Origin of the sequence: Alistipes sp. HGB5 (genome assembly GCF_000183485.2) — a bacterium.
Lineage (GTDB): Bacteria > Bacteroidota > Bacteroidia > Bacteroidales > Rikenellaceae > Alistipes > Alistipes finegoldii.
Genome location: NZ_AENZ01000084.1, coordinates 26,392 through 47,415, shown reverse-complemented (window position 1 = coordinate 47,415; position 21,024 = coordinate 26,392). Strand labels below are relative to the sequence as shown.

General features: G+C 61.1%; 21 protein-coding genes. 13 read left to right on the top strand and 8 right to left on the bottom strand.

The genetic code is table 11. The features are described 5' to 3' along the window. Positions 1–66: 66 nt before the first annotated feature. The 11 genes from HMPREF9720_RS14270 to HMPREF9720_RS14220 all read left to right on the top strand — a co-directional run bounded on the left by HMPREF9720_RS14270 (position 67) and on the right by HMPREF9720_RS14220 (position 10,536). Positions 67–432: a hypothetical protein gene (locus tag HMPREF9720_RS14270; protein ID WP_009599055.1), complete on the top strand. Its 366-nt coding sequence runs from the start codon at positions 67–69 to the stop codon at positions 430–432. Positions 433–543: 111 nt separating this feature from the next. Further along, positions 544–894 (top strand): NADH-quinone oxidoreductase subunit A, encoded by a 351-nt coding sequence (locus HMPREF9720_RS14265; RefSeq protein WP_009599057.1) that lies wholly within the window; start codon positions 544–546, stop codon positions 892–894. Continuing rightward, positions 885–1,541: an NADH-quinone oxidoreductase subunit B gene (locus HMPREF9720_RS14260; RefSeq protein ID WP_009599052.1), complete on the top strand. Its 657-nt coding sequence runs from the start codon at positions 885–887 to the stop codon at positions 1,539–1,541. The genes HMPREF9720_RS14265 and HMPREF9720_RS14260 overlap by 10 nt, the downstream gene beginning before the upstream one ends. Positions 1,542–1,609: 68 nt before the next feature. After that, positions 1,610–3,157 (top strand): NADH-quinone oxidoreductase subunit C, encoded by a 1,548-nt coding sequence (locus HMPREF9720_RS14255; protein WP_175282422.1) that lies wholly within the window; start codon positions 1,610–1,612, stop codon positions 3,155–3,157. A 179-nt stretch (positions 3,158–3,336) separates the two neighbouring features. Then, a complete protein-coding gene (gene nuoH / locus HMPREF9720_RS14250) occupies positions 3,337–4,413 on the top strand; it encodes an NADH-quinone oxidoreductase subunit NuoH (RefSeq protein ID WP_009599064.1) in 1,077 nt (358 codons plus the stop codon). Between the two features lie 2 nt (positions 4,414–4,415). Beyond that, positions 4,416–4,856, top strand: coding sequence for a NuoI/complex I 23 kDa subunit family protein (locus tag HMPREF9720_RS14245; protein WP_009599041.1), 441 nt, complete (start codon positions 4,416–4,418; stop codon positions 4,854–4,856). Between the two features lie 3 nt (positions 4,857–4,859). Further along, positions 4,860–5,369, top strand: coding sequence for an NADH-quinone oxidoreductase subunit J family protein (locus tag HMPREF9720_RS14240; RefSeq protein ID WP_009599072.1), 510 nt, complete (start codon positions 4,860–4,862; stop codon positions 5,367–5,369). 12 nt (positions 5,370–5,381) lie between these two features. Continuing rightward, complete coding sequence (nuoK, locus tag HMPREF9720_RS14235; protein ID WP_009599068.1) at positions 5,382–5,690, top strand: NADH-quinone oxidoreductase subunit NuoK; 309 nt, start codon at positions 5,382–5,384, stop codon at positions 5,688–5,690. Positions 5,691–5,712: 22 nt separating this feature from the next. Then, a complete protein-coding gene (gene nuoL, locus HMPREF9720_RS14230; RefSeq protein WP_009599075.1) occupies positions 5,713–7,605 on the top strand; it encodes an NADH-quinone oxidoreductase subunit L in 1,893 nt (630 codons plus the stop codon). Between the two features lie 12 nt (positions 7,606–7,617). Continuing rightward, positions 7,618–9,102 carry a complex I subunit 4 family protein gene (locus HMPREF9720_RS14225; protein ID WP_009599073.1) on the top strand — a complete coding sequence of 495 codons (1,485 nt, stop codon included), beginning with the start codon at positions 7,618–7,620 and terminating at the stop codon, positions 9,100–9,102. 6 nt (positions 9,103–9,108) lie between these two features. Further along, the gene (locus HMPREF9720_RS14220) at positions 9,109–10,536 is read left to right on the top strand and encodes an NADH-quinone oxidoreductase subunit N (protein WP_009599069.1); all 1,428 of its coding nucleotides are present in this window, start codon (positions 9,109–9,111) and stop codon (positions 10,534–10,536) included. 176 nt (positions 10,537–10,712) lie between these two features. Here the strand turns inward: HMPREF9720_RS14220 and HMPREF9720_RS14215 are convergent, their stop codons facing one another. From HMPREF9720_RS14215 to HMPREF9720_RS14200, 4 genes are read right to left on the bottom strand one after another with little or no spacing between them, the layout of a single operon-like run. Next, entirely contained in the window at positions 10,713–11,210 is a 498-nt protein-coding gene (locus HMPREF9720_RS14215) for a methylated-DNA--[protein]-cysteine S-methyltransferase (protein ID WP_009599081.1), read from the bottom strand. An 11-nt stretch (positions 11,211–11,221) separates the two neighbouring features. Further along, complete coding sequence (locus HMPREF9720_RS14210) at positions 11,222–13,357, bottom strand: S9 family peptidase (RefSeq protein ID WP_009599035.1); 2,136 nt, start codon at positions 13,355–13,357, stop codon at positions 11,222–11,224. Between the two features lie 13 nt (positions 13,358–13,370). Then, a complete protein-coding gene (locus HMPREF9720_RS14205) occupies positions 13,371–14,057 on the bottom strand; it encodes a hypothetical protein (protein ID WP_009599067.1) in 687 nt (228 codons plus the stop codon). 15 nt (positions 14,058–14,072) lie between these two features. Beyond that, positions 14,073–15,080 carry a glucosaminidase domain-containing protein gene (locus HMPREF9720_RS14200; protein ID WP_009599058.1) on the bottom strand — a complete coding sequence of 336 codons (1,008 nt, stop codon included), beginning with the start codon at positions 15,078–15,080 and terminating at the stop codon, positions 14,073–14,075. Between the two features lie 75 nt (positions 15,081–15,155). On the opposite strand from HMPREF9720_RS14200, the gene HMPREF9720_RS14195 reads away from it, so the two are divergent. Both HMPREF9720_RS14195 and HMPREF9720_RS14190 read left to right on the top strand, forming a co-directional pair. Then, positions 15,156–15,761, top strand: a complete 606-nt coding sequence (locus HMPREF9720_RS14195; protein WP_009599048.1) for a DUF4254 domain-containing protein — start codon at positions 15,156–15,158, stop codon at positions 15,759–15,761. Beyond that, on the top strand, positions 15,745–16,770 hold the full coding sequence (locus tag HMPREF9720_RS14190) for a glycosyltransferase family 9 protein (protein ID WP_009599065.1): 1,026 nt from the start codon (positions 15,745–15,747) through the stop codon (positions 16,768–16,770). Before HMPREF9720_RS14195 ends, HMPREF9720_RS14190 begins: the two co-directional genes overlap by 17 nt. A gap of 346 nt (positions 16,771–17,116) precedes the next feature. Here HMPREF9720_RS14190 and HMPREF9720_RS14185 read toward each other — a convergent pair whose 3' ends face one another. From HMPREF9720_RS14185 to HMPREF9720_RS14170, 4 genes are all read right to left on the bottom strand, one after another. Next, the gene (locus tag HMPREF9720_RS14185) at positions 17,117–17,965 is read right to left on the bottom strand and encodes a phosphodiester glycosidase family protein (protein ID WP_009599038.1); all 849 of its coding nucleotides are present in this window, start codon (positions 17,963–17,965) and stop codon (positions 17,117–17,119) included. A 136-nt stretch (positions 17,966–18,101) separates the two neighbouring features. Beyond that, positions 18,102–18,668: a lipocalin family protein gene (locus HMPREF9720_RS14180; RefSeq protein WP_009599066.1), complete on the bottom strand. Its 567-nt coding sequence runs from the start codon at positions 18,666–18,668 to the stop codon at positions 18,102–18,104. Between the two features lie 20 nt (positions 18,669–18,688). Next, positions 18,689–20,074, bottom strand: coding sequence for an NADPH-dependent glutamate synthase (gene gltA / locus HMPREF9720_RS14175; protein WP_009599034.1), 1,386 nt, complete (start codon positions 20,072–20,074; stop codon positions 18,689–18,691). A 57-nt stretch (positions 20,075–20,131) separates the two neighbouring features. Beyond that, on the bottom strand, positions 20,132–21,016 hold the full coding sequence (locus HMPREF9720_RS14170; protein ID WP_009599061.1) for a sulfide/dihydroorotate dehydrogenase-like FAD/NAD-binding protein: 885 nt from the start codon (positions 21,014–21,016) through the stop codon (positions 20,132–20,134). Between the last annotated feature and the right edge of the window lie 8 nt (positions 21,017–21,024).

Sequence of the window (21,024 nt, the reverse complement as noted above, 5' to 3'; positions counted from 1 at the left end):
GTCCGAAAGGTAGCTTTTCAGCGGGAAAGAGCGTATATTCGCTGCGCTGAAATTGTTTTGTCGATAATGCTGGAGAGAATTCAATATGCGCTGTTCGTGCTGCTCTTCGTGCTGGCGGGAAGTCTCGACGGTGCGACGCCGCAGGGAGGCGCATGCCGGGTACAGCCCGGAATGAGTCCGCAGGCCGCACTCCATGCACCCGTTACGGCGCAGAATTATTTCACGGCCGCCGTAATGCTTTCGGGCGACGCTTCGATCGAGATTCCGGCCCACTCTTCGGAGCATAAGGCCATCGTGCGGCATCGTTTCTATGCCCGTTCGGCTGCGGCGGAAGCCGTGGCGCAGCAAAACTCGGCGCTCTCGGACCGCGGCGCGCTCTATTCCAAGCCGGTCGATTACTACATCTTTTCTCTGGGGCGGATTCTGATTTAGCCCCGGCTGTCCCTTTTTGCCAGCCGCATGGTTTCCGGCCGCGACGTCCCGTCCGCCGGGGGCATGCCCGTTTTTCGTGTTCCGGAATATAAATTCGTAAAATAACAGGTTATGTATTTCACGCTATTGGTGGTCGTTATCCTGACGGCCATTGCGCTGGTCGCAGTCGCGCTGGGTATCGCCCGCGCCGTGTCGCCGCGTTCGTACAACCCCCAGAAGGGCGAAGCGTATGAGTGCGGCATCCCGACACGGGGCCGGTCGTGGATGCAGTTCAAGGTGGGTTACTACCTCTTTGCGATCCTGTTCCTGATGTTCGACGTCGAGACGGTGTTCCTCTTTTCGTGGGCCGTCGTCGTGCAGGAGCTGGGCGTATACGGACTGGTGAGCATCCTCTTCTTTTTGGTCGTCCTGATTTTGGGCCTTGCGTACGCATGGCGGAAAGGAGCTTTGGAATGGAAATAAAGAGAGAACCGAAGATCAAGTCGATGAAATACGAAGATTTCAACGACAACGAATACCTCGAAAAGATGGTCGCCGAACTGCGCGACAACAATACGAACGTGATCGTGGGCTGTCTGGACGAGCTGATCGAATGGGGCCGCAGCAACAGCCTGTGGCCGCTGACCTTCGCCACGAGCTGCTGCGGCATCGAGTTCATGGCCGTGGGCGCGGCGCGTTACGATTTCGCCCGGTTCGGGTTCGAAGTGGCCCGCGCCTCGCCGCGTCAGGCCGACTTCATCATGGTCGCCGGCACCATCACCCACAAAATGGCCCCGGTGCTCAGGCGCCTTTACGACCAGATGGCCGATCCGAAGTATGTGATCGCCGTGGGCGGCTGCGCCATCAGCGGCGGGCCTTTCAAGAAGTCGTATCATGTGCTGAACGGCGTGGACAGGATTCTGCCCGTCGATGTCTATATACCCGGCTGTCCGCCGCGGCCCGAAGCGATGCTTTACGGACTGATGCAGCTGCAGCGCAAAGTGAAGTTGCAGCGTTTCTTCGGCGGGGTGAACAAGCAGATCGGCCGCGAAGAGTATGAAGAACTGCTGCGCCGCGACCTGACTTCGGAGCGGAACGATTTGAATGTGGAAGGAGGAGAAAAGCAATGAGTATGACGCTGAAAGACAAGATAACGGCATGGGAACCTCAGGCCGTATGGTCCGAGGCGGGCGACGGCATGTGGACCGTGCCCGCGGAGAAGTTTCACGATCTGGCCGCCCGGCTCAGGGCCGAGGGATTCGATTTCCTGCGCAGTCTGACGGGCATGGACTGGGGCGAAGAGGGCTTCGGAGCCGTCTATCACCTCGAAGCCTCTGCCACGGGCGAAAACGTCGTCCTGCGGACGCTGACGCCGAGCCGCGAGAAATGCGGCCTGCCCTCGGTCTGCGATTTGTGGAAGGCCGCCGAGCTGAACGAACGCGAGGTGTTCGACTATTTCGGCATCGGGTTTCTGAACCATCCCGACATGCGGCGGCTGTTCCTGCGCGACGACTGGGTGGGGTATCCCCTGCGCAAGGATTACGATCCGGCGCTCAATCCGCTGCGCATGACCAACGAGGTGTCGATGGACAGCGCTCCGAGTTTCGAGCTGACCTCCGACGGCAGTTTCATCCGCAAGCGCAACGTGCTCTTCGAAGAGGACGAATACGTCATCAACGTCGGTCCCCAGCACCCTGCGACGCACGGCGTGCTGCGCTTCCGAGTGTCGCTGGAGGGCGAGATCATCAAGAAGCTCGACGTGCACTGCGGTTATATCCACCGCGGCATCGAGAAGTTGTGCGAGGGGCTGACCTATCCCCAGACGCTGGCCCTTACGGACCGGCTGGATTATCTGGGGGCCGCGCAGAACCGCCATGCGCTCTGTATGTGCATCGAGAAGGGGCTGGGCGTCGAGGTGTCGGAGCGGGTGCAGTATATCCGCACGATCATGGACGAGCTGCAGCGCATCGATTCGCACCTGCTGTTCTTCGCGTGTCTCTGTATGGACATGGGGGCTTTGACGGCGTTCTTCTACGGGTTCCGCGACCGTGAGAAGGTGCTCGACATTCTGGAGCAGACCACGGGAGGCCGCCTGATACAGACCTATAACACCATCGGCGGCGTGCAGGCCGACATCCATCCCGGATTCGTGCGCAAGGTCAAGGAGTTCATCGCCTATATGCGTCCGCTGCTGCGCGAATACCACGAAATATTCACGGGCAACGTCATCGCGCAGGAACGTCTGAAAGGAACGGGCGTGCTGACCCGTGAGGATGCGATCTCGTTCGGCGCCACGGGCGGCACGGGACGCGCCGCGGGCTGGGCCTGCGACGTGCGCAAGCGGCATCCCTACGCCATGTACGGCAAGGTCGGTTTCGAGGAGGTGCTCTTCACCGAGGGCGACTGCTTCGCCCGCTACATGGTCCGCATGCGCGAGATCGAGCAGAGCATGAACATCGTCGAACAGCTGATCGACAATATTCCCGAAGGGGAATACCAGTTGAAGATGAAGCCGGTGATCCGCATTCCCGAAGGCAGCTACTACGCCGCCGTCGAGGGGAGCCGCGGCGAATTCGGCGTGTTTATCGAGAGCCGGGGCGACAAGTCGCCTTACCGCATGAAGTTCCGTTCGACGGGACTGCCGCTGGTGTCGTGTCTCGAAACCATAGCGAAGGGGACGAAGATCGCCGACCTGATCGCCATCGGAGGCACGCTCGATTACGTCGTACCCGATATAGACCGGTGAGCGGTTGAAAGCTTCGCCGGTCGGCGCCGGCTTTTCCCGATGTTTTTTCCGCCGCAGGCGGATAAGTCCCCTTCGATGAGGGGATTTAGGAGAGGGGCAGACTTGTAAACACGGCCAGAGACCGTGAATTGCAGCCGGGGAGAGCGGAAAACGGATTGAAAAAGGAAAAACTTACAGATATGTTTGATTTTAGTATAGTAACGAGCTGGATTCACGGGCTGCTCACGTCGCTGATGCCCCTCGGACTGGCGGTCTTTCTGGAGTGCGTGATCGTCGGCGTATGCCTGCTGCTGATGTATACGGTGATCGCCATCCTGATGATCTTCATGGAGCGCAAGGTCTGCGCGGCCTTCCAGTGCCGTCTGGGGCCGGTGCGCGTGGGGCCGTGGGGCACGTTGCAGGTCATCTGCGACGTATTCAAAATGCTCACCAAGGAGATTATCACCATCCGCCGTTCGGACAAGTTCCTCTACAACCTCGCGCCCTACATCGTCATTCTGGCGTCGGTGCTGGCGTTCGCCTGCCTGCCCGTGAACAAGGGGCTGGAGGTGCTGGACTTCAACGTGGGCGTCTTCTTCATGATGGCCGCGTCGTCGATCGGCGTGGTCGGCATCCTGCTGGCGGGATGGAGTTCCAACAACAAGTATTCGCTCATCGGCGCCATGCGGAGCGGCGCGCAGATGATTTCGTACGAGCTTTCGATCGGCCTTTCGATCCTGACGATCATCGTGCTGACCGACACCATGCAGTTCTCCGAGATCGTGGCCCGGCAGGCCGACGGCTGGTTTATCTTCAAGGGCCATATTCCGGCGCTGATCGCCTTCGTGATCTACCTGATCGCGGGCAACGCCGAGGTGAACCGCGGCCCGTTCGACCTGCCGGAAGCCGAGTCGGAGCTGACGGCGGGGTATCACACCGAATATTCGGGCATGCACTTCGGACTCTTCTACGTCGCCGAATTCGTCAATCTGTTCATCGTCGCGGGCGTGGCCGCCACGATCTTCCTCGGAGGCTGGATGCCGCTGCATATCTCCGGCTGGGAGGGCTTCAACGCCGCGATGGACTACATTCCGGGCTTTGTTTGGTTCTTCGGCAAGGCGTTCTTCGTGGTGTGGCTGCTGATGTGGATCAAGTGGACATTCCCGCGCCTGCGTATCGACCAGATACTGACGCTCGAATGGAAGTATCTGGTGCCGATCGGACTGGCCAACCTGCTGCTGATGGTCGTTGTCGTCGTATTTAAACTGCATTTTTAGCCATGAAAAGCTATATCAAAGGATTCTTTCACGGACTGGGGTCCCTGTTGACGGGACTCAAGGTGACGGGCCGTGAGTTTTTCACGCCCAAGGTCACCGAGCAGTATCCGGAGAACCGCGCCACGCTCAGGATGTTCGACCGCTTCTGCGGCGAACTGACCATGCCGCACGACGCCGAGGGCCGGAACAAGTGTATCGCCTGCGGCCTGTGTCAGTCGGCGTGTCCCAACGGCACCATCCGCATCACGACCGAAATGGTCGCCGATCCCGAAACGGGCAAGAGCCGCAAGCGGCTGGTGCTCTACGAGTACGATCTGGGGGCGTGCATGTTCTGCCGTCTGTGCGTCAATGCCTGCCCGACCGGGGCGATCCGTTTCTCGACCGACTTCGAACATGCGGTCTACACGCGCGAAAAGCTGGTCAAAACCCTGAATAAACAGTAAGCCATGGAGATAACACTCGAATTAATCGTCTTTACGGTGCTGGCGGTCTTCACGGCCGTGAGCGCTCTGCTGGCTGTGACGACCAAGCGCATCCTGCGCGCGGCGACCTACCTGCTGTTCGTGCTGTTCGGTACGGCGGGCATCTATTTCCAGCTCAACTATTCGTTCCTCGGCGCGGTGCAGCTGCTGATCTATGCCGGCGGCATCACGGTGCTGTACGTCTTTTCGATTCTTTTGACGTCGAGTCAGGGCGACAAGTCGGAGGACCTGAAGGGATATAAATTCTTCGTGGGGCTGGCCGCGACGCTGCTGAGTCTCGGCGTCTGCCTTTATGTGACGCTCGGACACGATTTCAGGCCCTCGCATTTCGTTCACGGCGAACTGCACGTGCAGACCATCGGCCATGCGCTGATGAGCAGCGGCAAATACGGCTACGTGCTGCCGTTCGAGGTCATCAGCATCCTGCTGCTGGCCTGCATCGTCGGCGGAATCCTCATCGCACGCAAACGCTAAAAAAGTACGGCTATGATACACATGGAATATTATCTCGTCCTCTCCACGATCATGATGTTCGTGGGAATTTACGGATTCGTCACGCGCCGCAACCTGCTGGCGATGCTGATTTCCGTCGAGCTGATCCTCAATTCGGTCGATATCAACTTCGTCGTCTTCAACCGGTTCCTCTTCCCGGAACAGTTGGAAGGATTCTTCTTTACGCTGTTCGCCATCGGGATCAGCGCCGCGGAGACGGCCGTCGCCATCGCCATCATCATCAATATTTACCGCAACATCCGCAATATCGAGGTCAAGAGCCTGCGGGAGATGAAGTGGTAGCCGAAAACGAAAAACGACTCTTATGGAATATACGATTCTGATTCTGCTGCTGCCCCTGCTGAGCTTCCTCTTCTTAGGCTTGGCCGGCATGAAGCTCAAGCCCGCGGCGGCGGGCCTCGTCGGCACGGCGGTGCTGGGTGTGGTGACGCTGCTGTGTTACTGTACGGCGTTCGAATACTTCACGGCCGGGCGCGATGCCGCCGGGGCGTTCCCGACGCTGATTCCGTGGAATACGGTCTGGCTGCCGATCAGCCGTACGCTGCATATCGACATGGGCATCCTGCTGGACCCGATTTCGGTGATGATGCTCGTGGTGATCTCGACCGTCTCGCTGATGGTGCATGTCTACTCGCTGGGCTACATGAAGGGCGAACGGGGTTTCCAGCGTTACTATGCGTTCCTGTCGCTGTTTACGATGAGTATGATGGGACTTGTGGTGGCGACCAATATTTTCCAGATGTACCTGTTCTGGGAGCTGGTGGGCGTCAGCTCTTATCTGCTGATCGGCTTCTACTATACGAAGAAGGAGGCCGTCGCCGCGTCGAAGAAGGCCTTTATCGTGACGCGCTTCGCCGATCTGGGATTCCTCGTCGGAATCCTCTTCTACGGCTATTACGCCGGGACGTTCTCCTTTACGCCGGAGGTGCGGCTGCTGGCCGCCGCCGGGACGATGATCCCGCTGGCGCTGGGGCTGATGTTCATCGGCGGCGCGGGCAAGAGCGCCATGTTCCCGCTCCACATCTGGCTGCCCGACGCCATGGAAGGCCCGACGCCCGTGTCGGCGCTGATCCACGCCGCGACGATGGTCGTGGCGGGCGTCTACCTCGTGGCGCGCATGTTCCCGCTCTTTATCGGCTATGCGCCCGAAGTGCTCCACTGGACGGCCTATATCGGTGCGTTTACGGCGCTGTACGCCGCCGTGGTGGCCTGCGTGCAGAGCGATATCAAGCGCGTGCTGGCGTTCAGCACCATTTCGCAGATCGGTTTTATGATCGTGGCGCTGGGCGTCAGCACCTCGGCCGATCCGCATGCGGGCGGGCTGGGGTACATGGCTTCGATGTTCCACCTCTTCACGCACGCCATGTTCAAGGCCCTGTTGTTCCTCGGCGCCGGATGTATCATCCACGCCGTCCACTCCAACGAAATGTCGGCCATGGGCGGCCTGCGCAAGTATATGCCCGTGACGCACGCCACGTTCCTCGTCGCCTGTCTCGCCATTGCCGGCATCTGGCCCCTGAGCGGTTTCTTCTCGAAGGACGAGATTCTGACGGCCTGCTTCGCGTTCAGCCCCGCGATGGGGTGGCTGATGACCGCCATTGCCGGACTGACGGCGTTCTACATGTTCCGCCTGTACTACAATATCTTCTGGGGACGCGAGAACCGGGAACTGCATGCCGCGCACAAACCGCATGAGGCTCCGCTGACGATGACCCTGCCGCTGGTGTTTCTGGCGGCGGTGACGCTCGTCGGGGGCGCGATCCCGTTCGGGAAGTTCGTCAGCAGCGACGGCATGCCCTACACGATTCATATCGACTGGCGCGTGGCGGGCGTGAGCCTTTGCGTGGCTGCCGCGGGCATTGCGCTGGCGACGTGGATGTACCTGCGCGAGCGGCAGCCCGTTGCCGACCGGCTGGCCCTGCGGTTCCGCGGCCTGCACAGGGCGGCCTATAACCGGTTCTATATCGACGACGTTTATCAGTTCGTCACCCACAAGGTGATCTTCCGCTTTGTTTCGACCCCGATCGCGTGGTTCGACCGCCACGTCGTGGACGGCTTTATGAATCTGCTGGCAAGGGCGGCCGGCGGCGCGGCGTACGCGATCCGCGACATGCAGAGCGGCAGCGTGCAGCGTTACTGCATCTGGTTCCTCGGCGGGGCGCTGGGCTTTACGATCATCCTGCTGTTAATCCGTTAATTTGAAGTTATTATGAATATGTTATCCTTGTTTCCCGCCATTCCGCTGCTGATGATGCTGGGACTTTGGCTGTCGAAATCGACGCGGCAGATCCGTGCCGTGATGGTGGCGGGCTCTTCGCTGCTGCTGTTGCTGGCGGCGGTGCTGGTGGTGCGCTACCTCGGCCTGCGCGAAGCGGGCGAGACGGCCGCCATGCTCTTTACCGCGAGCCATGTGTGGTACGCTCCGCTCGATATCCACTATGCGGTGGGCGTGGACGGTATCTCGGTCGCCATGTTGCTGCTGTCGGCCGTCATCGTATTTACGGGTACGTTCGCTTCGTGGCGGATGCAAACGCAGATCAAGGAGTACTTCCTCTGGTTCTGCCTGCTGAGCGTCGGCGTTTTCGGGTTCTTTATCTCGGTGGACCTCTTCACGATGTTCATGTTCTACGAGGTGGCGCTGATCCCGATGTACCTGCTGATAGGCGTCTGGGGCAGCGGCCGCAAGGAGTACGCCGCCATGAAGCTGACGCTGATGCTCATGGGCGGTTCGGCGCTGCTGCTGATCGGCATTCTGGGCATCTATTTCGGCGCCGGGGCGACGACGATGAATATTCTGGAAATCGCGCAGTTGCACAGCATTCCGCTCGCGCAGCAGTATGTCTGGTTTCCGCTGGTCTTTGTCGGGTTCGGCGTGCTGGGCGCGCTGTTCCCGTTCCATACGTGGAGTCCCGACGGCCATGCTTCGGCTCCGACGGCGGTCTCGATGCTCCATGCCGGGGTGCTGATGAAGCTGGGCGGTTACGGCTGTTTCCGCGTGGCGATGTACCTGATGCCTGAGGCGGCGCACGAACTGAGCTGGATATTCATCGTCCTGACGACAATCTCGGTCGTCTACGGGGCTTTGGCGGCCTGCGTGCAGACCGACCTCAAATACATCAACGCCTATTCGTCGGTGTCGCACTGCGGGCTGGTGCTCTTCGCCATTCTGATGATGAACACCACGGCCGGAACGGGAGCGATTCTGCAGATGCTGAGCCACGGCCTGATGACGGCCCTCTTCTTCGCCCTGATCGGCATGATTTACGGCCGTACGCGTACGCGCGACATCCGCGAGCTGAGCGGCCTGATGAAGGTCATGCCCTTCCTTGCGGTGGGGTACGTCATCGCGGGTCTTGCGAACCTCGGACTGCCGGGGCTGAGCGGCTTCGTGGCCGAAATGACCATCTTCAACGGCGCGTTCATGAACGACGACACGTTCCACCGCGTCGTGACGATCATCGCCTGCACGAGCATCGTGATTACGGCGGTTTACATCCTGCGGGTGGTGGGGAAAATTATTTACGGCACCTGCACCGACGAACACCACCTCAAACTGACGGACGCCACGAGGGACGAGCGGCTGTCGGTCGTCTGTCTCGTCGCCGCCATCGCCGGCATGGGTCTCGCGCCGCTGTGGGTGAGTGACATGATCCGGGAGAGCGTGACGGGCATCATTGCACAATTAATGAGTTAAGCGATTATGGATTACAGCAACATATTTACCTCTATGCAGGCCGAAGTGACGCTCATCGCGGTGATCGTCCTGCTGTTTCTCTATGACCTGATCGCGGGGGAGCGGGGACGCCGCCGGTTTTCGGCCGTCGCCTGCGGACTGCTCGCGCTGCAGGTCGCGGTCAATGTCGTTCCGGGGACTCCGGGCGAAGTGTTCGGGGGCATGTTCCAGTACGTGCCGATGCACTCCGTCGTCAAGAGCGTGCTGACCGTCGGGACGCTGATCGTCTTCCTGCAGGCCGATGCGTGGCTGCGCCGCGGGGATACGGCCCACAAGCAGGGCGAGTTCTACATCCTGACCCTCTCGACGCTGCTGGGCATGTATCTGATGGTCGGCGCGGGCAACTTCCTGCTTTTCTTTATCGGCATGGAGCTGGCTTCGGTGCCGATGGCCTGTCTGGTGGCGTTCGACAAGTACAAGCGTTATTCGGCCGAGGCGGGTGCGAAGTACATCCTCTGCGCCCTCTTCGCCAGCGGGCTGATGCTCTATGGAATCTCGTTCTTTTACGGGACGACCGGGGCGCTCTATTTTGACGACATGGCAGCGCGCATTACGGGTTCGCCGCTGCAGATCATGGCCATGGTCTTCTTCTTCGCGGGGCTGGGGTTCAAGATTTCGCTGGTCCCGTTCCACCTCTGGACCGCCGACACCTATCAGGGCGCACCGACGACGGTGACCTCCTACCTGTCGGTGGTGTCGAAAGGCTCGGCGGCGTTCGTGCTGATGACCGTGCTGATGAAGGTCTTCGGGCCGATGATCGGGCAGTGGCAGACGCTGCTCTGTGCCGTGACGGTGCTGTCGATCACGGTGGCGAACCTCTTCGCCATCCGGCAGAAGGACCTGAAACGCTTCCTTGCCTTCTCGTCCATCTCGCAGGCCGGTTACATCATGCTGGCCGTGATCGGCGGGAGCGCCTTCGGCATGACTTCGCTGGTCTTCTACGTGCTGGTTTACATGGCCGCGAACCTCGCGGTTTTCGGTGTCGTTTCGACGGTCGAGCAGCATAGCGGCGGCAAGGTCGGGATCGAAGATTACAACGGGCTGTACCGCACCAATCCCAAGCTGGCGCAGATGATGACCCTCGCGCTCTTCTCGCTGGCGGGGATTCCGCCCTTTGCCGGGTTCTTCTCGAAGTTCTTCGTCTTCGCCGCGGCGTTCAAAGGCGGCTTCCACCTGCTGGTGTTCATCGCGCTGATCAATACGGTCGTCTCGCTCTATTACTACCTGCTGGTGGTCAAGGCGATGTATATCACTCCGAACGATGCGCCCGTCGCGCCGTTCCGCAGCGACCGCTATACCCGCATCAGTCTTGCGCTCTGCATGGCGGGCGTCCTGCTGCTGGGAGTCGTCAGCGCGGTTTACGACGGCATAAACGCTTTCGCGTTCGGGCTTTGACGGGGTGAATGGAAAAAGAGGGCGGCATCTTCTGCGGATGCCGCCCTCTTTTCGTGCGGATGAGTTTTTGCCAGCGCAATGCCGGCGGGCCTGCCGCCGTTTCAGTTGTCCGGCCGAGGCCGTCTTGTGTGCTTCTTGAGGCCGGTCGCCTGCCGTTGTCCGGGGCCGTCGCGCCGTCAGTCTTCGTGGGCTTTTTCGAGATTCAGCAGGTGGGTTTTCACGCCCAGACCTCCGGCATAGCCGACCAGTGCGCCCGTGCTGCCGACCACGCGGTGGCAGGGGACGACGATGGCGATCGGGTTGCGGTTGTTGGCCATGCCTACCGCGCGGCAGGCCGTCGGGCGGCCGATCTGCGCCGCGATCTGGCCGTAGGTGCGGGTCTCGCCATAAGGGATCATCCTCAGGGCCTCCCATACGGCCTGCTGGAACGGAGTGCCGGCGGGCGCCAGCGGGAGGGTGAACTCGCGGCGCGTTCCGGCGAAGTATTCGGCCAGCTCGGCTGCCGCCTGCAGGAGCAGGGGACCGCCCGTCTCCGGCGTGCACGCCTCCGGGGCGTTGCGCGGTCTGCGCCGGTTGCGGTATTCGCGGCCGAAGAAGATGCGGGTGACGGCTTCGTCCGAAGCCGTGATGCCGAGCTTTCCGACGGGTGTTTCGATGAAGAGCATCCGTTCCATATCGTCTCGTTTTAAAGGTTGTCCAGCGTGTAGCGGATCATTTTCTGCCGTACGTTCGCCGTGTCGTGGGGCTGCATCGAGTGGTTCTGGTCGGGGTAGACCATCATGTCGTACTGCTTGCCGCAGCGGTTCAGGGCGCGGGTCATCTCGACGGTGTTCTGGAAGTGGACGTTGTCGTCGGCCGTGCCGTGGATGATCAGCAGGCGGGTCTTGGTGTCGTCGAGCATCCGGGCAAAGTTGAGCGGCGAGTTGTCGTCGTAACCCGAAGCGTTGTACTGCGGCAGGTTGTTGTAGATTTCGGTGTAGATCGAGTCATAGTAGCGCCACGAAGTGACGGGCGCCACGGCGATCGCCATTTTGAACAGTCCGTGCCCTTTGAGCGCGCAGCTCAGGGCCATGAATCCGCCGTACGACCAGCCGTAGATGCCGATGCGCGCCGGGTCGGTATAAGGCTGCGCCGCCATGTAGCGGGCCAGCGAGAGCTGATCCTCGACTTCGAGCGCGCCCAGCCGTCCGTAGGTCTGTTTCTTGAATTTCTCGCCCCGGAAACCCGTGCCGCGTCCGTCGGCGCAGACCACGATATAGCCCTTGTCGGCCAGTGCGTCCTCCCAGTCGAGCGACCAGCGGTCGCGCACCGACTGCGAGCCGGGACCCGAATACTGCGTCAGCAGGACGGGGTAGCGGTGCGAAGGGTCGTAGCCGCGGGGTTTGACGATGTAGGCGTTGAGCGTGTCGCCGCGCTCGGTGGCGAAGGTGAAGAACTCCTTCTGCGGGCGGTCCGCGGCGGCCAGCTCATCGCGCAGGGCCTTGCTGTCGGCCAGCAGGCGGACCGGGTTGCCCTCGCCGTCGCAGATCTCGACCCGGTTGGGGGTCGCGGCGTTGGAGAAGGTCGAGATGTAGTATTTCATGCCGGCGCTCGGTGCGATCGTGTAGAAGCCTTCGCCCGTGGTCAGGCGGCGTTTCTGCGTGCCGTCGAGCCGTACGCTGTAGAGGTTGCGGCGCAGGGGGGAGGTCTCGGTCGAGAGGTACCACACGCGCTTGCCGTCGCTGCCCGCGACGTCGGTCACCTCCCAGTCGCCCTTGGTCACCTGAGCGAGGAAACCCCGGCGGATGCTGTAGAGGTAGAGGTGCATGTATCCCGTGTGGCTCTCCTGCCGTACGAGGAAGCGGTCTTTGTCCACGAACGTGAGCGAGGAGTCGTCCACGCGCTCGACGTACTGCTGCGAACGTTCGTCGTAGATCGTCCGCTGGGCGCCGTTAGGCTCGCAGAGGATCACCTCGAAGGTGTTCTGGCGGCGGTTGAGCCGGAAGAAGTAGAGCCGCCCGTCGGGGGTCCAGCCGATGCGGGGGATGTACTGGTCGGTTTCGCGGCCCGTGTCGATGCGCTCTTTGGCGCCGGTCGCGAGGTCGCAGACCCACACTTCGACCGTCGAATTGCGTTCGCCGGCCTTGGGGTATTTGAACGAGTAGGCCTGATTGTAGAGCTTGCCGTCGAAGCGCATCATCTCCATCAGTGGCACCTGAGATTCGTCGAAGCGCAGGTAGGCGATGCGGCGGCTGTCGGGCGAAAAGGCATAGGCTTTCGTGAAGCCGAACTCCTCCTCGTAAACCCAGTCGGTCGTGCCGTTGATGACCGAATTCCACGCACCGTCGTCGGTGATGCGGCGCGTCTGCCGGGCGGCGGTGTCGTAAACGTAAAGGTCGTTGCGGTCCGAATAGGCGATCAGTCTGCTGTCGGGCGAGAACGAAGCGTCGCGCGGGGCTTCGGCCTCCCGGAGTACGGGCGTCAGGCTGTTGCCCGCAGCCAGAAAATAGCTGGTCGTATAGGAGTGGCGGTAGATCGGCTTCGACCCCGAAGCGATCAGTATCTGCCGCTCGTCGGGCGAGAAGGAGTAGTCGGTGATCGTCAGGTTGGCCGCGGACGAAGGGAGCATCCGCTCGCCCGGTCCCGCCGCGGCGTAGCTGTGGCGGATGATGTTGCTGCCTTCGAGCGTGGTGTAGTGCTCGCCGTCGGCCATCGAGCGGATGCCGCGGACGGTCTGGTTCATGCCCCGCAGTCGGGCGATTTCGGCGTATTCGTTCTGGGCCTGTACGATGCCCGCTCCGAGCAGTGCGGCCGCAAGGAGCGTAATTAACGATGCTTTCAATGTAAATTCCGTTTTAAATGTCCTCCACTTCGAAATCGTAGCCGAGCCGCTTGCCCGTGACGAATTTCGAGTTGTCCATCTTGGTGTTGAACTGATCGACCGTCACGCGCTTGTTGTCCTCGTAAGGCGGCATCAGCAGGTCGAAGTTCAGGGCGAACCAGATCGCCTCTTCGAGGATGGCGATGAGCGCGTCATGGCCGATTTCGCTTTTGCCGAACTCCGCGGCCCGCATCGAGGTCTGCTGTTTGCCCTCGACGAAGTAGCGGCGTTCGCGGTTGATGAAGATGCGGCCGATGAGGTAGCCTTCGTCGGCGTTGCGGTTGAACTTGAACGAGTCGGAGAGGAAGTTGTAGATGTTGATCAGGCCGCAGTAGGAGTTTTCGCGGTCGCCCTGCACATAGGGATTCTGCCAGATCGGGTGGTCGGCGGCGAATTCGAAGATGTCGGTGTGCATCTGGAATATCAGGATGTCGTTGGCCACCTGCAGCTGGGCTTCGAACTTGCCGCGGTCGCGGTATTCGAGCCGCACGCGGCGGTCGAGTTTGCCGTCCAGCTCGTCGTCCAGCTCCGAGGCCATTTCGAGCAGCGTCTCCTTCAGCTCGTTGAAGGCCGAGAAGGTGTTGTCGAAAATCCGTTGCTTGAGCGTCGATTTGCGGATGATCGTATCGAGGATCTTGCTTCTTAGCGGTGTGGTTTCCATGCTGTATCGTGTGTTTTACTTTATGCGTATCTGGCGGCCCTGTTCGAGCGTGTCGCCCGGCCTGAGCTTGTTGAGCTTCTCGATCGAGCGGGTGCGGATGGCGTACGACTGCCCCACGGCGTAGGCCGTTTCGCCCTGACGGCAGGTGTGGGTGTGGGCGTTGCCCTCCCAGCGTTTTTTCTTGCGCTCGATGTAGACCACCTCGTGGGGCATCGGCTGGGCCTTCTTGTCCTTCAGATCGTTGAACTTGCGCAGATTGCGTGCCGAAATGCGGAATTTCTTCCCGATGTTCTCGAACGTGTCGCCCTCCTTGGCCAGCACGTAGTGCACGCCGTTGGTCGCATAGACGTTGTAGCCGTTGTGGGCGTTGATCGTCACGCGGTAGTTGTCCGGATCGACGGCCGACGATCCGTCGGCCGGGCGCTCCATGCTGGTCTGGTCGGTGAACCAGCCTTCGGGATCGGTGATCTTGCGCCCCGAACGCGAAGCGTAGAGCCGCTCGCCGTCGGGCTGGTCCAGCAGGAAGAGCTGGGCCTCCTCGATGATGCGGCAGAGCCGCTGCGCATAGTCGGGCGCCGTGGCGTAGCCGGCGGCCTTCAGTCCCCGCGCCCAGCTTTTGTAGTCGGTCGGGGAGTAGGCGAACAGCGAGTCGTAGCGGGGCTGCGAGTCAAGGAATTCGGCATGGTCTTGGTACGAGGCTTCGACCGTGGGATAGCTGCGGAAGCACTCGCCTTTGGCGTCGTCGTCGTGGTAGACTTTTTCGCCCGTCCAGTTGCGTTTGCACTTGATGCCGAAGTGGTTGTTGGACATCAGCGAGAGACGGCTGTTGCCGCAGTCGGATTCGAGGATGCCCTGCGCCATGGTGATGCTGGCCGGGATGCCGTAACGTTCCATATGGGCCACGGCGATGGATTTATAACGGTCGATATACTCCTCGCGGGTCTGGCGGACCTGCGCCCGCAGGCTTCCGAATGCCGTCAGGAGGATTCCAGCGAGCAGTATTGCATTTTTGGAAAAATTCATTATCTTTGTTTAATCTTATACGGACAAAGGTATAATTTTCCCACGAAAATTACAATTAAAATATATTGCTGAACTATGTTTACCGAAAACGCAAACCGCATTTTCAACCGGGTTATCGAAGAGTATCACCGCTGGGACGATGTGGACCGCCCCGTCGAGAATCCCTATGAGCCGGGAACGATCGATCACCTGCTCTATCACAAGAACTGGATCGACACCGTGCAGTGGCATCTTGAGGATATCATCCGTGATCCGCAGATCGACCCTGTGGCCGCGCTGGCCATCAAACGGCGCATCGACAAGTCCAATCAGGAGCGTACGGACATGGTGGAGTACGTCGATTCGTACCTGCTCGACAAATACAGGGAGATAGAACCCCTGCCCGGCGCTCGGCTCAATACCGAGACCCCGGCGTGGGCCATCGACCGGCTGTCGATTCTGGCGCTCAAGATTTACCACATGGCCTGCGAGACGGAGCGTACCGATGTGGACGACGCCCACCGCGCGGCGTGCCGGAAGAAGCTCGACGTGCTGCTGGCGCAGCAGGCGGATCTTTCGAAAGCGATCGAAGAGCTGATCGAGGACATCGAGGCGGGCCGCAAGTACATGAAGACCTACAAACAGATGAAAATGTATAATGATCCGGCGTTGAACCCGGTTCTTTATGGTCAGAAAAAGTAAGAAGCTTCCGCGTCATCTGATCGTGTACCGGACCTCGGCGATGGGGGACGTGGCGATGCTCGCGCATGCGCTGCGGGCCTTGAAGCGGGCATATCCCGATCTGCAGGTCACGGTTGCCACGCGACCGCTGTTCCGGGCCTTTTTCACGGACCTCGACGTCGGTTTTCTGGACGTCGATGTCAAGGGCGCCCACCATTCGCTGTGCGGCATATGGCGGCTGGCCGCCCAAGCGCGGCGGCTGGGGGCGGATGCCGTGGCCGACGTGCACGGCGTGCTGCGTTCGGTGACGTTCCGCACGGCTTTGCGGCTGCACGGTATTCCCTTCGCGGCCATCGGGAAGGGCCGGGACGAGAAGGGTGAATTTATCCGGCGCGGCGGCCGGGGTGTCAAACCTGCGAAACATACAGTCGTCCGCTATTGCGACGTATTCCGGAAGCTGGGATTCGTGTTCGACGATCCGAAGCCGGCCGTGCGGCGCGAGCATCCCAGTCCGATGGGTGAAAAGACGGGGACGTGGATCGGTTTCGCCCCTTTCTCGGCGCAGCAGGGCAAGACCTATCCCGAACCGCTGGCCCGCGAGACGGTGCGCCTGCTTGCCGGGCGTTATGACCGGGTTTTCATCCATAGCGGCGGGGGTGCCGAGGCGGAATTCGCGCAGGAGATGGAGCGCCTTCATCCTAATGTCACGGCGCTGTTCGGACGGGTTAAGATGGCGGGCGAGATCGACCTGATCGCCAATCTGGATTGCGTGGTGTCGATGGATTCGCTGGTCATGCATTTGGCTTCACTCGTGGCGACGCCCGTGGTGTCGGTATGGGGTGCGACGCATCCCGGTCTGGGATTCTTCGGGTACGGCTGCGATCCGCGCGGCATCGTGCAGGCCGATATGGAGTGCCGCCCGTGCTCGGTCTTCGGAAATAAACCGTGCCGTTACGGAGATTACCGTTGTCTGCATGCCGTGACGCCCGCCATGATCGTGGAGCGGGTTGAGGAGATCGTCGGCAAATGACAATAGGACTGAATATGAAAAGCCCCGGAAATTCCGGGGCTTTTTTCGTATCCGGGCGTGTGCCGCGGCGGAGCCGGCGGGCTTTGTCGCGTGGACACGTTTTTTATCGGCTGTTTGGACCGGCTGTTTTTCCGGCTTTTGAGACCGGCTGTTTGGACCGGTTCGGGTCTTTTTACCGGCTTTGTCCGGTTTGTGTTTCCGGCACTGCGTTTCCCGCCGGAGGGGCGGTGCCTTTCCGGCTTTATATTCCCGGTATTGTGTTTCCGGCCGATAATAATCGGCGCTTTCCCGGCTTTTTGTTCCCCGGCGCTGCGTTTCCCGCCGGAGGGGCGGTGGTTTCCCGGCGCTATTTGTTGCGGCGGATCACGATGCAGTTGGGAACGCCGCGCTCGCCTTCGTGGTCGAAGCGTTTGTTGTCGTAGGGGTGGTTGAGGACGCCTTCCTGAGCCGTCCAAAGCGTCGAGGAACCGCCGCCGTCGAGGTTCAGTGCATCGACCAGTCCCAGCTGACAGGCGATGTAGGCCGTCTCGGCGATGGTTGCGCCGTCGGCTTCGCCCTTGAAGCGGCCGTCGATGACGGCCATGACGACCGTGCCGTCGGCCCGTTTGCCAATCAGCGTGCGGGGATGGCGGCGGGCGTAGAAGCTGTCTTCGGAGTCGTATTCGACGCTCCGGCCGTCGCGGACCAGCACCGGACCTGCGGCCAGCGCCGAGCGGTAACGGCGGGCGATGCGGGAGTATTGGGTCGTGTCGCAGCGGAGAATGTCCATTTTGCGGCCGCGTTTGTCGCGCAAAGCGATGACGCCGTTGGTGCGCATCGTCTCACCGGGAGTCGTCCGGCCCAGAATCTGCTTGTCGATCAGTACGAAGGTTACGGGGGCGAGCGTCTTCATGTTGAAGTAGCTGCCGTTCAGGGCGGCGTCGGCTCCGGCGGCTTTGCCCAGCTCGCTCGTGGCGCATGCTTTGCCGTCGAGCTGTATGATCTCCGTCGTGAAATTACGGGCGGGGTAGGCGACCACCGAGACGGTCTGCCGCGAATCGAACATGTCGATCTGGGCGCGGCGGCATTCGGCGCCCGCCGCGAGGGGCGTGATCTGCCAGCGGGCGCCGGCGAAAGCGACCGAGTCTTCGGGTGTCTGGGCTGCGGCCGTAAAAGAAAAGAGGAGCAGGAAGGCTCCCGCAAGGAATTTAATCATGGCTTAGGTAGAATTGACGGATACAAATTTAAGAATTTAAATCGGTTCGCCAAATTGCGGCCGCCGTCGGGACGCGTGAAAAATCCCCGGCCTTTTCGGGACCGGGGATATGCTTTGGCTGCGTAAAGCGGCCTTGCTATTTGGTCGCTTTGGTGTAAACCGTCTTGTTGCCCTCGATGGTCAGCGTGTATACGCCGTCGGCGTCCTTGGCGATGATACCCGTCTCGGTGAAGTCGATGGTCTGGCCGTTGCCGACGCTTTGGCCTTTGAGCAGGATTTTGCCGGCTTCGCCCTGCAGCTCCCACGAGGTGTAGCGCAGCGTGGCCATGTTGATCGACTGGGCCTGACCTTCGATCAGGATGTCGATGCCCATTACGCCTTCGGGGTCGATGGGGTCGGGCATGGTCCACTTGCCGACGGCTTCGGCATAGGTCGGGTCGGTGGCGACTTTAGCGGCTGCGGCGCCGTCCTCCAGCTTGCCTTTGTAGTCCACGACGACCGGGGCGCCGAGCAGCAGGCCGTTTGCTTCGCTCTTGTCGGCGTCCATAGTCGAGAAGGTGAAGGTCCCTTCGGCGTTCTCGACGGTTACGGTGTTCATCGACGCATCGGTGATGAAGCCGGTAAAGGTTTTGGGCGTGTTGTCGCCGCAGGCAGTCATGCCGCACAAAGCGATGGCGGCGGCCATGATCTTGATGCTTTTCATTGCTTGTGAGATATTTATGTTTAACGCTTTCTGAGGTATTCGTCGATGGCCCGTGCCGCTGTGCGGCCTGCGCCCATGGCGAGGATGACGGTCGCGGCGCCGGTTACGGCGTCGCCGCCCGCGAAGACCCCTTCGCGCGACGTGGCGCCCTGCCCGTCGGCCGTGATGCAGCCGCGGCGGTCGGTCTCCAGTCCTGCGGTCGTGGCGGCCAGCAGGGGATTGGGCGAGGTGCCCAGCGCCATGATGACCACGTCGCAGGCGATGTCGAATTCTGAGCCGGGCTTCACTACGGGCGAGCGGCGGCCGCTCTGGTCGGGTTCGCCCAGCTCCATCTCCACGCACCGGATGCCGGTGACCCAGCCGCGCTCGTCGCCGAGGACCTCCGCGGGGTTGGTGAGCATGCGGAAGCAGATGCCCTCCTGCTTGGCGTGATGGACCTCCTCGACACGTGCCGGAAGCTCCTTTTCGCTGCGGCGGTAGACGATCGTCGCCTCGGCGCCCAGCCGTTTGGCCGTGCGCACGGCATCCATCGCCACGTTGCCGCCGCCGACCACGACCACACGCTTGCCGACGTAGATCGGGGTGTCGTACGTGTCGTCGTAGGCGCGCATCAGGTTGGCGCGCGTCAGGAATTCGTTGGCCGAAACCACGCCGTTGAGGTTCTCGCCCGGAATGCCCATGAAGCGGGGAAGTCCCGCGCCGGAGCCGATGAATACGGCGTCGTACCCCTCCTCGCCGAGCAGCGAATCGACGGTGACGGTGCGGCCCACGATGACATCGGTTTCGATCTCCACGCCGAGCCGCTCGACTTCGGCGATCTCGCGCGCCACGATGCGCTGTTTGGGCAGACGGAATTCGGGAATGCCGTAGACCAGTACGCCTCCCACCTTGTGCAGGGCTTCGAATATCTTGACTCCGTAACCCATTTTCGCAAGGTCGCTGGCGCAGGCCAGTCCCGCCGGGCCGCTGCCGATGACGGCGACCCTGCGGCCGTTGCGCGGTGCGGTGCGGTGCGCCGCGGCGCCGTGTTCGAGTTTCCAGTCGCCTACGAAACGTTCGAGTTTGCCGATGGCGACCGGTTCGCTCTTGATGCCCAGAATGCAGGAGCCTTCGCACTGCGATTCCTGCGGGCAGACGCGGCCGCAGATCGAAGGCAGCGAACTGTCTTCGGCGATGATGTCGGCCGCTTGCTGCAACTCGCCCCGGTGCAAGGCTCCGATAAAGTCCGGGATGCGGATATTGACCGGGCAGGCCGCTACGCAGCGGGGATTCTTGCATTGCAGGCAGCGCGACGCTTCGAGCGTCGCCTCTTCGAGGTCGTAGCCGTAGCAGACCTCCTCGAAGTTGGTCGCACGTACTTTCGGGTCTTGTTCGCGCACGGGGACGCGCGGTATCTTGTTTGCCATTGTAGTCGTATGCTTTTGGGTGTGTAGGCGGAGCGGCGTGCCGGCTCCGCCGTGCGTTTATTTGTCCAGTCCTATTTTACATTGGTGTCCGGCTTGACGCTCGGCTTCGATGGCCGCGGCGCGCTGTTCCTGCGTGCGGTACATGCCCTGACGGCGCATCGCTTCGTCGAAATCGACTTCGTGGCCGTCGAATTCGGGGCCTTCGACGCATGTGAAGCGCGTCCTGCCTGCCACCGTCACGCGGCAGGCCCCGCACATGCCCGTTCCATCGACCATCAGTGCATTGAGCGAGACGGTCGTTTTCAGCGCGTATTTCTTCGTCGTGAGGGCCACGAACTTCATCATGATCATCGGACCGATGGCCACGCATTCGTCGTAATGTCGGCCCTGCTTTCCGATCAGTTCGTCGATCACCTGCGTAACAAGCCCTTTGAAGCCTTCGGAGCCGTCGTCGGTGGCGATATGGAGGTTTTCGGCCACGGCGCGCATCGCGTCGGTGTAAATGAGCATGTCGCGGGTCTTGGCGCCGATGATCACGTCGGCCTTGACGCCGTGTTCCTTGAGCCATTTGACCTGAGGATAGACCGGGGCGGTGCCCACGCCGCCTGCGACGAAGAGGTAATGCCGCTTGCGGAGTTCGTCGAGCGGCATTTCGACGAATTCGGAGGGGTGGCCGAGCGGGCCTGCGAAGTCGGCGAACGCTTCGCCCGCTTCGAGCGAACAGATTTTGCGCGTCGAAGCGCCGATGGCCTGCGTTACGATGGTGACGCTGCCCTCTTCGGCGTCGAAGTCGGAGATCGTGAGCGGAATGCGTTCGCCGTGTTCGTCGGCGCGGACGATGATGAACTGTCCCGGCCGGGCCGAGCGTGCGACGCGCGGTGCGAGGACTTTCATCAGCCAGATGCCCTCTGCGAGGAGTCTTTTTTCAAGTATCGGGTACATTTATAAAT

Excerpts from the sequence above, each read along its gene's own strand:
- HMPREF9720_RS14270 (WP_009599055.1), top strand. The coding sequence starts at position 67 with ATGCTGGAGAGAATTCAATATGCGCTGTTCGTGCTGCTCTTCGTGCTG.
- HMPREF9720_RS14265 (WP_009599057.1), top strand. The coding sequence starts at position 544 with ATGTATTTCACGCTATTGGTGGTCGTTATCCTGACGGCCATTGCGCTG.
- HMPREF9720_RS14260 (WP_009599052.1), top strand. The coding sequence starts at position 885 with ATGGAAATAAAGAGAGAACCGAAGATCAAGTCGATGAAATACGAAGAT.
- HMPREF9720_RS14255 (WP_175282422.1), top strand. The coding sequence starts at position 1,610 with ATGTGGACCGTGCCCGCGGAGAAGTTTCACGATCTGGCCGCCCGGCTC.
- nuoH (WP_009599064.1), top strand. The coding sequence starts at position 3,337 with ATGTTTGATTTTAGTATAGTAACGAGCTGGATTCACGGGCTGCTCACG.
- HMPREF9720_RS14245 (WP_009599041.1), top strand. The coding sequence starts at position 4,416 with ATGAAAAGCTATATCAAAGGATTCTTTCACGGACTGGGGTCCCTGTTG.
- HMPREF9720_RS14240 (WP_009599072.1), top strand. The coding sequence starts at position 4,860 with ATGGAGATAACACTCGAATTAATCGTCTTTACGGTGCTGGCGGTCTTC.
- nuoK (WP_009599068.1), top strand. The coding sequence starts at position 5,382 with ATGATACACATGGAATATTATCTCGTCCTCTCCACGATCATGATGTTC.
- nuoL (WP_009599075.1), top strand. The coding sequence starts at position 5,713 with ATGGAATATACGATTCTGATTCTGCTGCTGCCCCTGCTGAGCTTCCTC.
- HMPREF9720_RS14225 (WP_009599073.1), top strand. The coding sequence starts at position 7,618 with ATGAATATGTTATCCTTGTTTCCCGCCATTCCGCTGCTGATGATGCTG.
- HMPREF9720_RS14220 (WP_009599069.1), top strand. The coding sequence starts at position 9,109 with ATGGATTACAGCAACATATTTACCTCTATGCAGGCCGAAGTGACGCTC.
- HMPREF9720_RS14215 (WP_009599081.1), bottom strand. The coding sequence starts at position 11,210 with ATGGAACGGATGCTCTTCATCGAAACACCCGTCGGAAAGCTCGGCATC.
- HMPREF9720_RS14205 (WP_009599067.1), bottom strand. The coding sequence starts at position 14,057 with ATGGAAACCACACCGCTAAGAAGCAAGATCCTCGATACGATCATCCGC.
- HMPREF9720_RS14200 (WP_009599058.1), bottom strand. The coding sequence starts at position 15,080 with ATGAATTTTTCCAAAAATGCAATACTGCTCGCTGGAATCCTCCTGACG.
- HMPREF9720_RS14195 (WP_009599048.1), top strand. The coding sequence starts at position 15,156 with ATGTTTACCGAAAACGCAAACCGCATTTTCAACCGGGTTATCGAAGAG.
- HMPREF9720_RS14190 (WP_009599065.1), top strand. The coding sequence starts at position 15,745 with ATGGTCAGAAAAAGTAAGAAGCTTCCGCGTCATCTGATCGTGTACCGG.
- HMPREF9720_RS14185 (WP_009599038.1), bottom strand. The coding sequence starts at position 17,965 with ATGATTAAATTCCTTGCGGGAGCCTTCCTGCTCCTCTTTTCTTTTACG.
- HMPREF9720_RS14180 (WP_009599066.1), bottom strand. The coding sequence starts at position 18,668 with ATGAAAAGCATCAAGATCATGGCCGCCGCCATCGCTTTGTGCGGCATG.
- gltA (WP_009599034.1), bottom strand. The coding sequence starts at position 20,074 with ATGGCAAACAAGATACCGCGCGTCCCCGTGCGCGAACAAGACCCGAAA.
- HMPREF9720_RS14170 (WP_009599061.1), bottom strand. The coding sequence starts at position 21,016 with ATGTACCCGATACTTGAAAAAAGACTCCTCGCAGAGGGCATCTGGCTG.